Source organism: Prosthecobacter debontii (genome assembly GCF_900167535.1).
In the GTDB taxonomy this organism is placed as follows: domain Bacteria; phylum Verrucomicrobiota; class Verrucomicrobiia; order Verrucomicrobiales; family Verrucomicrobiaceae; genus Prosthecobacter; species Prosthecobacter debontii.
Genome location: NZ_FUYE01000018.1, coordinates 34664 through 47295, shown reverse-complemented (window position 1 = coordinate 47295; position 12632 = coordinate 34664). Strand labels below are relative to the sequence as shown.

Below are 12632 nucleotides of genomic sequence, written 5' to 3'. Positions count from 1 at the left end.
AGGTCTGAGGACAGGAGATTACTTCAGCTTACGTGGCACACGGGAGATCACCGGGATAGGGCCCTCGCCATTTTCATTTTTCTGGAACAGTGCCAGATCATGCTCAAAGCCTGGGTAACTGGTGCTGATGCACTCTGGACCTTCGATAACGGTTTCTCCCTCGGCAAAGAGCCCTGCAATCGCGAACGCCATGGCGATGCGGTGGTCGTGATAAGTGCTGATGGTCGCCCCGTGAAGTTTGGCTCCACCGACGATCTCCATGCCATCGTCAAATTCCGTCACCGTCACGCCCATGCGGCGGAGGTTTTCAGCCACCGCAGCGATGCGGTCCGTCTCCTTCACGCGCAGTTCGTGAGCATCCTGGATGCGGGTGGTGCCAGCCGCCAGGGCAGCCGCCACGGCCAAGATGGGCAGTTCATCGATGACGTTCGGGATCTCCGCCCCACCGATGACGGTGGCGTTGAGTTGGCCGCCTTGCACCGTCACATTGCCGCGAGGTTCGCCTGAGCTGGTTTCCTCCGAGGTATGGATATGCGCTCCCATGCGGAGCAGGACGCTGATGACGCCGGTGCGTGTGGGGTTCAGCCCCACATTTTTAAGCGTGATCTGCTGATCAGGGCTGGCAGCGGCAGCGACCATCCAGAAGGCTGCGCTGGAGATGTCTCCAGGCACAACGAGATCCGTTGCCCGCGGGCTCTGGCCACCATAGACGGAGATGGCATTGCCCTCACGCAGCCATTTGATGCCGAAGTGGGACATGATCCGCTCGGTATGATTGCGGGTCGCCACAGGCTCGATCACGGTCGTCTTCCCGGGAGCGAACAAACCTGCGAGGAGGATGGCAGACTTCACCTGAGCACTGGCCATGGGCAGGGTGTATTCGATCGCCGTCAGGTTACCGCCGGTGACTTTCAGCGGAGCACAAATCTTCTCGCCCTGGCCTTCCACCTTAGCCCCCATGAGGCGGAGGGGATCGGCCACACGTTTCATTGGGCGCTTGGACAAAGAGGCATCTCCAAACATCTCGGTGGTGAACTCCTGCCCCGCCAAGATGCCTGAAAGCAAGCGGATAGTAGTGCCGGAGTTCCCGCAATCGACCGGACCCGCAGGTGCCTTGAGTTTGGGACCGTTGCCCGTGATCGCAAGCTTGGTTAGGCCAATACCTGCTGTCTCTTCCAGAGGCTCGACGGTGGCCCCCATGGCCTCCATGGCTTTCACGGAGCAGAGGCAGTCTTCACTGGGGAGGAAGCCCTCGATGACAGTGGTGCCAGAGGCCATGCCGGCAAACATCGCGGCGCGGTGGCTGATGCTTTTATCTCCGGGGACGGAGATTTCTGCGGGGAAGGACTTGAGCTTGCGGACTTTCAGAGTGGCCATATCAGGAGACGGCCGCCGGGACAGTCTGGCGGAGGCGCTGTGCCTCGGCTAGAAAACGGCGGAGCTCTTCTTCGTCCGGCTTGCCAAGGATTTCAAGAAGCTCTGTCAGAGTCGCCGAAGCCGCCTGAAGCTGGGTCAGCAAAGCTGCCCGGTTTTCCAGCGCGATTCCCGTCCACAGACCCGGATCTCCCCCTGCCACGCGCGTGGTATCACGGAAGCCATTGGCCACGCACGCCACCGCCCCAGGATCGGTGCGTAACGCGGCCAGGGTCGTGACGACCGCCATCATGTGCGGCAGGTGAGAAATGCGCGCCACCTTATCGTCATGCTCCTCGGGGGTCATCTCCAGCACCCGACAGCCGACCGCCTGCCAAAAAGCCCGCAGGGTCTCCAGCGGGGCTGGTTCACCAGTCGTCGTGGGAGTGATCAAACAGACGGCGTTTTGAAACAAATCTGCACGAGCAGCCTCCACGCCGGTCTTCTCAGAGCCTGCCATGGGGTGACTGCCGATGAAACGCGAGCCAAACACCGGCTCGAGAGCCCGCACCACGCTGCCCTTCACACTGCCGACATCGGTCACCAGCCCATCAGGCGCCAGCTCCGCATGGGCGATCTGGGCCGCCAACGCAGGCATGGTCTCCACCGGAGTGCACAGAATGATCAATGAGGCCCCCTGAGCGGCCGCTGTGGCATCGGTAAAAAACGCGGCCTGAATACCGCGCTGACGAATGCCTGCCTCAGCCGCTTCACGCCGAGCCCACAGGCGCAGACGCACCTGAGGGAATCGATCCTGGATCGCCAGGGCTAAAGAACCGCCCAGCAAACCCGGACCATAAATGGCGATGGTGGATGTCTCTGCGATCACGCGCCAGGAGAGGGCTCAATAAGGAACCCGGAAAATGACACCCGTCTCGGGGTCCTTGGCTTTCTGTCCCGGGCGCAGACCTTCGACACTGATCATCTTGCTGGGGTCCTTCGGGCTGTAAACGAACCCTGGCTTGCCAGGGACGGCACGTGCGAAGGGGACTTCCGATGGAGCCGCTGGCGCAGTCGGTGTCGTGGGTATCGTCACCACCGGCGGGGTGGTGCCCGGAGGCGTCACTGTGGAAGGACTACCGGCTGGAGGAGTGGGCACACCTCCTGGAACCGGGGGAGTCACCGTCAGACCGGGGTCCACGGGAGGCATGGTGCCTCCTGTAGAGGGGTCGAGATTCGGGGGAGGCACTTGGGGGCCTACCATGCCCTCAGGTCCTTCAGGCACAGGCTCCACATACCGATTCGGATCACCATAGCGCGGGGGCTCATCCAAGGAACGTCCTCGGCCAGCGAAAGGACGAGGAGCCGGGCCGTAACAACTGGCAAGAATTGCCGCCGCAGCGGTAAGGAGGAGGAGATGCGTGGGGCGCTGCATCGGTTTGAGGAGGGGAGTGGGGTTTGCTTAACTGTTCACGCGCATCGGCATGAGCACGTAAAGGAAGCTGCTGCCGGTGCGGAGGACGCCGGGGCTGATCTCGTCGATGAGGTGAAGAGTCACTTCGTCGGCGCTCAGGTTCCGCAGCGGAGCCATGGCGAATTCGGGATTGAAGGCGATTGTGATCGCAGGTCCCTTGTAATTGATGGCTAAAATTTCGCGAGCCTCCCCGATGTCCGGGCTTTGAGCGACGATTTCCACCTGCCCGGCTGAGAACTGGAATTTGACAGAATTGGACTTCTCACTGGCCAGCAAGGACACACGGCTGATGGCTTTGAGGAAAACTTCACGTTCCAGAGCGATGCGTTCCTTGGCTTCCCCAGGGATCACCTGACGGTAGTTCGGGTAGTTGCCATCGATCAGCTTGCTGATGAGCAGGCCGTCCCCGAAGTCAAAACCGACTTGGCTATTCGTGACCCGGATGATTACATCTCCGGTATCACTCAACAGGCGGGAAAGCTCATTCACGGCCTTGGTCGGCACGATGATATCGACTTCCTGGCTCTGCGGGAACTCGATCTCCTGCTCCACCATGGCCAAGCGGCGACCATCCGTGGCCACCATCGTCAGGGTGTTGTTTTTAAAGGAGAACAGAATGCCATTCAGCACATAACGGGTTTCATCCGTGGAGATGGCATAGGAAGTCTTTTTCAGGCAGTCACGCAGCAACTGCTGATCCATGCGAAACTCCCGGGCACCTTCGAAACGAGGCAGGGCTGGGAATTCTTCACTGGTCAGACCGAGAACCTTGAAGAAGGAAGGACCGCTGCGGATGGAGGCAACGTTCTTTTCATCCACACTGATGTCGATGTCTTCGGAGGGAAGCTCACGCACGATCGTCGCCAGACGACGAGCAGGCAGCGTGGTCGCGCCTTCCTCCTCCACCTCCGCAGGCACGCTACAGGTCACCCCCACATCCAGATCGGTGGTGGTTAATTCCAAAACGCCTTCACGGGCACGCAGCAAAACGTTGGAGAGGATAGCCAGAGTGGTGCGTGCACTGACGACGTGCTGCACCTGCTGAATGGCCTGCTGGAAAGAATCCTTGCTGATGGAGAACTTCATAAAAAGGGGGGCGGCGTGCCTACTGATAGAGTCGAACGGCTTTTTTTATCAGAGGCACGGGCTCTGGCAAGGAGTTTCGTGGAAAAGGAAATGAGGGGAAGCTAGGCCGCCAACCTGGATTTTACCCCCAGCCCACCGCCTTCCGCGCTAGCGCAACGTGCGCGGCACGAAGGCCCACTGCATCCCGGCCGCCTCCGCCGCCACGATGCCCGCCTGCCCGTCCTCCAGCACCAGGCAGTCCTTCGGCTCCACCCCCATCTTCTCCGCCGCCAGAAGGAACATGTCTGGGGCCGGTTTCCCCTGCTTCACATACGCCGGGGTCACAATGGTGGGGAACAGATGCAGCAAGCCATTGGCCGCCAAGCAGCCACGCACGATGATCTCCTCACTCCCCGAGGCCACAGCCATGGGGAAGCGCCCCTCCAGGCTGCGGGCAAAATCTGCCACCGGCTGAATGGCCTGCACCTGGGGGATGATCTTCAGAAACATCTCCGCCTTCAAATGCGCCACGGAGTCTGGATCGACCTGACTGCCGTATTGGGCATTCAGCTCCGTCACCACATCCTGCTCACGCACGCCAGCCCGGGCATAAAAGAAATCTTCGGTGAACTCAAACGGGGCCTCGTGGTGCCGCAGGGAGGCCAGCCAAGCTTCATAGTGCAGGGGCATTGAGTCCACCAAGGTGCCGTCACAATCGAAAATGAAGGCGCGGAAAGGGTAATCGGGGATTTGGAGCATTGAACCTCTTACGATGGCTCAGGTCGCCCTGGAGGCAAATGACGAATCTGCCGCCCCCCTGCCCTGCGGTTCTTCTTTCAGCTTGGCTGCAAGATATGACTCGCCAAGGTTGTTCCCTGCCTCACTCCATGAAGTCTTGCCTCGTCTCCATTCTGACCCTCGCCGCGCTCTCCGCAGCCGCGGCCCCGACCTTTAAAAAAATCACCCTGACCGAAGAATTCGTCGCGGAAGGCGCTCACTTTGCCGATTTCGATCACGATGGCCAAAATGACATCTGCGCCGGACGCTTCATCTGGAAAGGGCCGGAGTTCAAAGAGCGCATCGAGTTCGCTCCAAAATTTGAAAAAGAGCCTTATGACCCTGCCAAGGGCTACAGTGATTTCTTCCTGAGCTATACCTACGACTTCAATGGCGATGGCTGGAGCGACATCCTGGCCTTCTCCTGGCCGGGCAAGGAGACCTGGGTGTTTGAAAACCCTCAGAACAAAAAAACGGAGTGGACCCGCCACACCATCTTTGACATCACCGACAACGAATCCCCCACTCTGGGTGACATCAACGGCGATGGCAAACCCGAGCTTATCTGCCACACCAGCCTCGGTGTGCAGCCCTCCAAAGGCGGTCGTTTAGGTTACGCCGAGATCGACTGGAGCAATCCCTTTGGCAAAGCCCGCTTCCGCCCCATCACCCCCGTCACGGAAGAGAACGACAAGAAATACTTCCGCTACACCCACGGCTACGGTTTTGGCGATGTGAATGGCGATGGCCGCGCCGACCTTCTCACCAAAGAGGGGTGGTTTGAACAACCTGCCGACACGAAGGAGGACAAGGACTGGACCTTCCATGCCGCCCCCTTCACCCCAGAAGGTGAGCGCGGCGGCTCCTTCATCCTCGTCTATGATGTGAACGGCGATGGCCGCAATGATGTGATCAGCAGCCACAATGCCCATGGCTACGGCCTGAGCTGGTATGAGCAGACGGAAGACGGCAGCTTCATCGATCACAAGCTGATGGGCAACACCGTGGAAAACAGCCCTGTGGGGGTCAAATTCAGCCAGCTTCACGCCATGCAGATGGCCGACATGGATGGTGATGGCGTGCTCGACCTCGTCACGGGTAAGCGCCGCTGGGCTCACGGCCCCCTGAAAGACGACGAACCGAATGCCGCCCCGGTGCTCTACTGGTTCCAGATCAAACGCGATGGCAAAGGCGGCGCGGAGTTCATCCCTCACCAGATCGACGACAACAGCGGCGTCGGCACCGAAGTCACTCCAGGCGACGTCAATCAAGACGGCAAGCTGGATGTGGTGGTCGGCAACAAGAAGGGCGTGTTTGTGTTTTTGCAGGAGTAATCACCTGAATCTTTCTCACGGATCGCAAGGTGTATCGTTTCTTCGGAGCGATACACCTTGTTAGTTTTTGGGGGATTCGATTGCGGGGATCAATGGCCTCCTTTGCTTTATTGATGGCAAAGGAGCCGCTTTCAGAGAATTCTCCGTGGCCTGTGGATCAGGAATAAGTTTTTCGAACTCGAGTCCTACAGGCACAGCTTCATGCAATTGCGTCAAAGCTTTGTGAGCCGACTCTCGAACGATGTAATGATACCGTTTGAAAGGTTTGAATGTTCCATCCCCTACCGGCAGATGAGTTCGAGTGACTGTATATCCTCGGTGATTCAATAAGCGCTTGAGCAAAGGGATCACTTCAGACTGAGTCTGATTTCTCGATAGCGAGGGTAATCGAGAAGAATCTAACGGCAACTCAGCTAGAATAGCTAGCGCGCGTTCATACGCATGATCTGAAGCATCGAGCTCAAAATCATGATTCGTCTTTTCAGGGTCCTTCATCTCTCGATCCCAATACAGAGATAGCTGCTCTCGCAAAAAATCCTCAAGCCGGATTGCTTGACCTCCAGCATCTGAAACTAGAGGAGCTGCTTGGATAGGGCTTTGACGGACACATTCTCTCAAATACTGAAGTTCTACCGGATCAAAGAAGTATCCCAGTTCGCCCCCAGTTGAACGCATTGTTTTTTTCGCATCGATAAGGGCACTTAAGATAACCATCCGACTCTGCTGTGGAAGCTGACCGCTCAATTCAATTAACCTTGCCCCTTTGGCTCGTCGAGAAAGCGTTTTTGCAGCGAGTTTGACCACGTCTTGATCGGCACTTTTCAACAACGGCTCAAAGGCCGAAGAGGCCATGCATTGATCGGTGAGGCGTCCTTGGTTCAACAAATTCAAAACCTGAGATCGAGTCCTATTAGGTCCACGATCAAGACAGTCTAAAGCCAACGATAGCAACGGCTTCCAGTCATCCAGAGGCATATAAGCGGAAGAGTGCGCCAACCCACTGGCAATCCCCCAAAGAACAGCACGATCCGCCGATGGCGAGCCATACGTCTCGAGGTTACTTGAGTCGGCAGACAACAAGCTCGTGATGTATTGCAGGAGTTGACCGGGAGTCGCGTCGAGAGACCATGAAACACTTTTGAACGACTGCAGTGCAGCTAACGCAGCCGATTCATTCTCGGTAAGGGATGCTTTGGAAGACAACTCGGCACTCCACTTGTCAGTGAGGGTCTTTCCTGACGGCAATCCCCCCATCTTCTGCAACAACCGTAGGCCGCAGATGCGATTTTCCCAAGTCACCTCCTTGTGATCGCCAAACCTACCGAGTTGGAGAAGATCGGCTAAGGCTGTTGGGATCTCTTTCAAGGCCATGCTATCGATCAGAGCATTGGCTTCTTCTTCAGGTTCATAGAAGCCATCGCCTATGTTGGATAAAATCACTTCAGATGGGGTTCGTAACGCATACCGAACCGGTGCTTTTTTCCCGCTTTGAGGACGAAAGCCTTTGAAAACGAAATGGTGCCCACTGGACAATAACCGAGAGCCATAACTGTTCCCGCACCAGGAATACACGTGAGCTTGGCATCGCAGCCATTGTTCAGCATTGACTTGCCGCTCAAGTTTCACGGAGAGGTCTCCATCTTGACTCCAGAAGCTCGTGTCTTTGTTCGTGAGGTTGATCAAATAAAGCGGCACGCCGCTCGCATCGGCTTTCTCATAATCGGCAATCAAAGTGATTTTTCCAGGGGTCCCTTGAATGTGTGGGGGTAATTCCACATTGGGCTGACTCCATCGCACGCTTGAGTGAAAATAACCCGAACCCGATTGCCCCTGGAGCATTTCCCCAGACGCCATTAGGTATAAGAAAATCAGGCAAAACCTCATGCCTTATTAAAAACAAAAACCTGAAATCCGTTCAAATCTAAACTCACCTGCCCCTCGCTAGCCACACGCCGAGGACCGCCACGCCCATGCCTGCCAGGGACAGGCCAGTTAGGGTTTCACCGAAGATCGCCCAGGCCATGAAAGCGGTGACAGCGGGCACGGTGTAAAAGAGGCTAGCCACATTCACCGCGGTGCCGCTGCGGATGAGGTAATTTAGCAGGGTGATGGCCCCGATGGACAACACAAAGGCCACCCACAGCAGAGCGAAGACGAATTGACCGCTCCAGTGAACCTCCCGCGTCTCAAAAGCTAGGGAGAGTGGTGCGGTGATGAACAAACTGGCGAGATACTGCACCGCTGTGCTGGTGCGTAGATCGAAGGTCGGGCAATGCCGTTTTTGCCAAAGGGTGCCGAGGGTGATCCCGATGAGCGCCAGTATGGCAGGGAGAGTCATGGGCAGCGTGACCCCGCTACCCATTTTATGAGAGACCACCATGGCGGTGCCAACGAACCCTAAAGCCAAGCCTAACCATTGACGTGGCAACACTTTCTCCCCTAACACCATCCCGGCCAAGGCCGCCGTAAACAAGGGCTGCATGGAGACGATGAGACTGACAATTCCTGCCGGTAAACCCAGACGCAGAGCATAGACACAGCCGCTCAGGTAGAGGGCATGAATCAGCAGCCCCGCAAAAGCTACGTGCGCCACCTGCTTCCATCCCTGCGGCCAGGGGGCACGGGTGAGGAATGACACCGGGACCATCACGGTGAGCACGATGATGTAACGCAGCGTGAGAAAGGTAAAAGGCTCCGCATAAGGAACCCCCAGCTTCGAACCAATGAAGCCGCTGCTCCAGAGGAGCACGAACAGGAACGGAATGGCCGAGGCCCAGACGGCACGGCTGGACGAAGTCTTCATTCAGCAGGGGCTGTCAGGCCGACCAGAGTTTGCAGCTCAGACTCTTCAAGGGCGCGATTAAAAACCGCCAACCCGCCGATCTGACCGCCAAAGAAATTTCCCCACACACCGCCACGATGCACAGCCCCCACCGTAAAGTCGGCTCCTTCAACCCCACCATCGTGCAATCCCTCGGAATACGGAAAGGGATTGTAATGCTCCAAGCTGTCCAGTTTCCCATCCACAAACACTCGAGAAGCCTGGCCATCATAACTCATGGCGAGGCAGTGCCACTGCTGGAGAGGGATCTCGGTGGCTCCGCTGGAGTAAGTGATGCAAAACTCCTCTCCAGGGGTTGGACCACCAACGCCTGAGACGTGTCCATGAATGCGATTGGCCAAGGGATAGCGCTTCATCTCATCCGCACGAGTGCCGCGTGGGGCATTCAAAAAGAGGCAATATTGCCGATGCTTGTGGGTTTCATCCCACACCCCTGCAATCGCTTGCCAGGGCTCTTTAGCCTGTCGTTTAACCCATGCCACCACGGTGACTTGGGCCTCTTTGCCATGGATATTCAGCGCACCGATCTCTGCCCGAGGAAGCATCAACCACTGGCCACGCTTGATGTCCACCGACCAGGGGCCAAAAACCCCATCCTGAACTCGATTTATGGGCCCTTTCTTTTCCTGCAAAGCCAGCTTCTCACCCCCTTGAGACCAACGCTTCTCGCCTGCCGCTTCTTGGAAATCCCAAAAAGCCACAAGGTTGGGCATCTTCAGAATCGCAGTGCTATCTGCCGACTCAGGGTTCCCTAAATCCTCCTTTGCCGTCTCCACCGCACGATGAGCTGTTTTTTGGAGAAACCGAGCGTATTCCGGCTCCATCTTCGCGGGGATGTAGCTGTTACCGACCGAGCTTTCACCGAAGAGCACTTCATACCAGACACACGCTCCCAGGTATTCCCCAGCCGTGTTGGCGTGGTGCCCATCCATCCCCAGCTTCTTCACCTTGGTCTTGGCATCGGTCTTCCAAGTCCACCCGACATGCAGAGAATGCTTTTGGCTAGGCAACTCGGGAGCTTTGGCTTTTTTCAAATCGAAAGCCGTGTCGGTTTGATACCCCCACTCGGCATCCGTATCCGCCAGATGAAAGGCATCTCCCACTGGGATGCGCTGGGCTTTGAGTTCCTCGGTAATAGCCTGATAGGCCGCCGTGAGCATTTGATACATCTCCTCCTGCGTCTTCGGCTCTCCGGGCTTGTCGGAAGGCTTGGTAAAGCGAGGATCGTCCTTCCGGTAGGCCCAGGTCTGATGAACCAGGAGCTGTGCTGTCGGTGCGTGCTCATGGATCAAGGCGGCCAAACGTCCCGCATACGGTTGATAAGTGCTCAGGTCATGGCTCTTGATGCTGGCCTGCTGGAGGGTGACATAGTCCCAGGGCTGCGCTTTCAGCTCCTGCACCAGGCTGCGACCGTTAGTATAAAGTCCTGCTTTATCCTTGGGGTCTTCAGCATTCTTGAGAGCTTTGTCAGAATGCAATTCCAGGGACGCTCCGCCCACGACGATGGAGGTGTGAATCAGCTTATGACCGCCCGCCTTGGCCAAATCGCCCAGGTGATTGGTGGCATTGCGAGAGAAACTGTTGCCGATCGTGAGCAGGCGAACCGTTTGAGCTTCACCCGCAAAGCTGATCGAGCAAAGCAGCAGAGCGACTGCCAGGGACGTTAAAAAGGCTTTCATGGTTGGGACCTTCAGTGTGGCTGAAGAATCCGCATTGTCGAATACGGACCTCCGTCCGCTACAGTCCACTGTCACGCTTCGAATGCCGAACGAGGGACCAAGCCGTGCGCCGCTGGGTATCTAGAGACCACCGACAGTCGAAGGACGGCAGCATAATGATGGCCTGTGAGAAGGCTTGGGAATCTGCTGAGGAAGAGAAGAACTCACGCGCCTGGCTATTGGGCTGGCCGGGCGTGGGTTCTTGCGACCAGGACCAGGAGTGCGTGTCCGCATCGAAGATAAGGCTGGCATCCGCTGGGAAAGACTTCCAATCCTTACCGGTATCTTGAATGAGACGCCCACGCGGATCGGACCAGCGCAGACGTGCGCTCTGCGCCTCAAGCTGAAAGGAGAAGGCGAGATCATCCCCCATAGGGCCATCCGCCTCTTCACAATGGATGATCTGATAGCCTCCTGGAGGCACCACGAGGGCCGCCTTCGCTGAGCCCTCCTGGCGTCCTAGCCGTCCATCCATGGCATAGCGGCCGGAGATCTGACGCAGATTCCAGCCTGTAAGATCCACAGGCGTCGGACCAGGATTATAAACTTCGATCCAATCCGGAGAGCGCCCACTGGGCTCCCGAAGCGTGCGCTGATTCTTTGCCTGAATCTCGGAGATCATCAGGGGAGGCTCTGGAGACGCCGGCATCCATGCAGCGAAGGTAAACGGCGAGCCATCCTCCCATCGGAAGCCTTTTTGATCGGCCAATTCACGACCGCCCAACCAAATGTGTGACGTAATGTTTTGCTCCTTCAGCAACGCTCGCAGTTGATTCAGCTCCTCTTCACTGCGGATACTGGCCAGTTGAATACCATCCGTGGCATCGATGCGCCGCCGCGCCTCTTCCCAAGTCAAACGAAGGCGCACCAGCGAAAAGGTTTCATTGAGCTTCAGCACGCTGGGCCCATGCTCAGAGTCCACATAGGTCGGGACAGGCACAGGGGCCGCTTGCTTCCGTAAGACCTCCCGGTCTAGAGCATCCAAAAGATAAATGAAACCAGCGCCGACAATGACCGAGGTCATCATTGAGACGATGGGCCGCTTGGCAATGGCACGCTGCATCACCGAGCGCTCCATTTTCTCCACCTGCTGCAGGATGGCAGAGCGAATATCCTTCGCTTGCTGATATCGATCCGCTGGCCGCTCCCGCAGGCAGCGGTTGATGATCTTATCGAGGCCCGGAGGTGTCTGGACTTTTTTGGACGGCGGCTCAAAAACCCCCACGGGGAGATGCCCAGTCAGCATCTCATACAGCGTCACCCCCAGGCTGAAAATATCTGCCCGGTGATCCATATCCTTCTCTCCACGACGCTGCTCAGGGGAGGCATAGCCCGGTGTGCCCATCAGCATGGCACTGCGATTTTGCTTCGTCGTCTGGTGGCTGGTCTCGGCCAGCTTGGCCAAGCCAAAATCCGCCACCCGCACACGGCCCCAGACATCCAGCAAAATGTTCGTCGGCTTGATGTCCCGATGAATCACGCCATGATCATGCGCGAACTGGAGCGCCTCACAGACCTGCGCGGTCACCTCCAGAGATCGGGAGAGTGTCAGCCGCTCCTTTTTCATGATGTCCAGCAGGCTCGTGCCCTCCACATACTCCATCACGATGAAGAGATGGCCGGACTGATTTCGCCCGAAGTCATAGACCGCCACGATGTGAGGATGCTGAAGACGGGCCAGCAAGCGAGCCTCTTGGTGGAAACGATCCACGAAGGCCTCATCCAATCCCATTTCTGGCGGCAGGATCTTGATCGCCACCCGACGCTGCAAAGAGTTTTGGACGGCGGAATACACCGCGCCCATGCCACCGCGATCAATGAACTTGAAGTCATGATAGCCCGGGAACAACTGCTCCAGGTCCTCTGCCATGGGCGGCTCCCAATCTGAAGCCTGCCCCCCCATCACTCCATCCATCAAGCCCAGAGGACTGAGACCTTGAAGAGGGTTGGCGGGCTTTTTCGGCGGCAGCGGCGGTTGATCCATGAGAACGGGAGGAGGTCGAAAATCTAGAGGGATACGTCGGCTCCCCAAGTCCGTGTTTTGTCAAAAAACCTTGGTCAAGGAGAGC

10 protein-coding genes are annotated in these 12632 nt (G+C 57.3%); 1 reads left to right on the top strand and 9 read right to left on the bottom strand.

Annotated features, from left to right (window positions below; genetic code table 11):
• Positions 1–18: 18 nt before the first annotated feature.
• From aroA to B5D61_RS20805, 5 genes are all read right to left on the bottom strand, one after another.
• Entirely contained in the window at positions 19–1377 is a 1359-nt protein-coding gene (aroA, locus tag B5D61_RS20825; RefSeq protein ID WP_078815376.1) for a 3-phosphoshikimate 1-carboxyvinyltransferase, read from the bottom strand.
• A gap of 1 nt (position 1378) precedes the next feature.
• The gene (locus B5D61_RS20820; RefSeq protein WP_078815375.1) at positions 1379–2242 is read right to left on the bottom strand and encodes a prephenate dehydrogenase; all 864 of its coding nucleotides are present in this window, start codon (positions 2240–2242) and stop codon (positions 1379–1381) included.
• Positions 2243–2257: 15 nt separating this feature from the next.
• On the bottom strand, positions 2258–2788 hold the full coding sequence (locus B5D61_RS20815; RefSeq protein ID WP_078815374.1) for a hypothetical protein: 531 nt from the start codon (positions 2786–2788) through the stop codon (positions 2258–2260).
• A gap of 27 nt (positions 2789–2815) precedes the next feature.
• On the bottom strand, positions 2816–3913 hold the full coding sequence (gene dnaN, locus B5D61_RS20810) for a DNA polymerase III subunit beta (RefSeq protein ID WP_078815373.1): 1098 nt from the start codon (positions 3911–3913) through the stop codon (positions 2816–2818).
• 147 nt (positions 3914–4060) lie between these two features.
• Positions 4061–4651, bottom strand: a complete 591-nt coding sequence (locus tag B5D61_RS20805; protein ID WP_078815372.1) for an HAD family hydrolase — start codon at positions 4649–4651, stop codon at positions 4061–4063.
• Positions 4652–4779: 128 nt separating this feature from the next.
• On the opposite strand from B5D61_RS20805, the gene B5D61_RS20800 reads away from it, so the two are divergent.
• Positions 4780–6003, top strand: a complete 1224-nt coding sequence (locus B5D61_RS20800; RefSeq protein ID WP_078815441.1) for an FG-GAP repeat domain-containing protein — start codon at positions 4780–4782, stop codon at positions 6001–6003.
• Between the two features lie 60 nt (positions 6004–6063).
• Here the strand turns inward: B5D61_RS20800 and B5D61_RS20795 are convergent, their stop codons facing one another.
• The 4 genes from B5D61_RS20795 to B5D61_RS20780 form a co-directional block, all read right to left on the bottom strand.
• The gene (locus B5D61_RS20795) at positions 6064–7734 is read right to left on the bottom strand and encodes a hypothetical protein (RefSeq protein ID WP_176159578.1); all 1671 of its coding nucleotides are present in this window, start codon (positions 7732–7734) and stop codon (positions 6064–6066) included.
• A gap of 196 nt (positions 7735–7930) precedes the next feature.
• Entirely contained in the window at positions 7931–8806 is an 876-nt protein-coding gene (locus B5D61_RS20790) for a DMT family transporter (RefSeq protein WP_078815370.1), read from the bottom strand.
• Positions 8803–10524: a DUF4886 domain-containing protein gene (locus B5D61_RS26680; RefSeq protein ID WP_078815369.1), complete on the bottom strand. Its 1722-nt coding sequence runs from the start codon at positions 10522–10524 to the stop codon at positions 8803–8805. The genes B5D61_RS20790 and B5D61_RS26680 overlap by 4 nt, the downstream gene beginning before the upstream one ends.
• Positions 10525–10582: 58 nt before the next feature.
• Positions 10583–12547 carry a protein kinase domain-containing protein gene (locus tag B5D61_RS20780; protein WP_078815368.1) on the bottom strand — a complete coding sequence of 655 codons (1965 nt, stop codon included), beginning with the start codon at positions 12545–12547 and terminating at the stop codon, positions 10583–10585.
• Positions 12548–12632 lie beyond the last annotated feature (85 nt).

Bases quoted from the DNA above. Each gene is read 5' to 3' on its own strand.
- aroA (WP_078815376.1), bottom strand. From the start codon at position 1,377: ATGGCCACTCTGAAAGTCCGCAAGCTCAAGTCCTTCCCCGCAGAAATC.
- B5D61_RS20815 (WP_078815374.1), bottom strand. From the start codon at position 2,788: ATGCAGCGCCCCACGCATCTCCTCCTCCTTACCGCTGCGGCGGCAATT.
- dnaN (WP_078815373.1), bottom strand. From the start codon at position 3,913: ATGAAGTTCTCCATCAGCAAGGATTCTTTCCAGCAGGCCATTCAGCAG.
- B5D61_RS20805 (WP_078815372.1), bottom strand. From the start codon at position 4,651: ATGCTCCAAATCCCCGATTACCCTTTCCGCGCCTTCATTTTCGATTGT.
- B5D61_RS20800 (WP_078815441.1), top strand. From the start codon at position 4,780: ATGAAGTCTTGCCTCGTCTCCATTCTGACCCTCGCCGCGCTCTCCGCA.
- B5D61_RS20790 (WP_078815370.1), bottom strand. From the start codon at position 8,806: ATGAAGACTTCGTCCAGCCGTGCCGTCTGGGCCTCGGCCATTCCGTTC.
- B5D61_RS26680 (WP_078815369.1), bottom strand. From the start codon at position 10,524: ATGAAAGCCTTTTTAACGTCCCTGGCAGTCGCTCTGCTGCTTTGCTCG.
- B5D61_RS20780 (WP_078815368.1), bottom strand. From the start codon at position 12,547: ATGGATCAACCGCCGCTGCCGCCGAAAAAGCCCGCCAACCCTCTTCAA.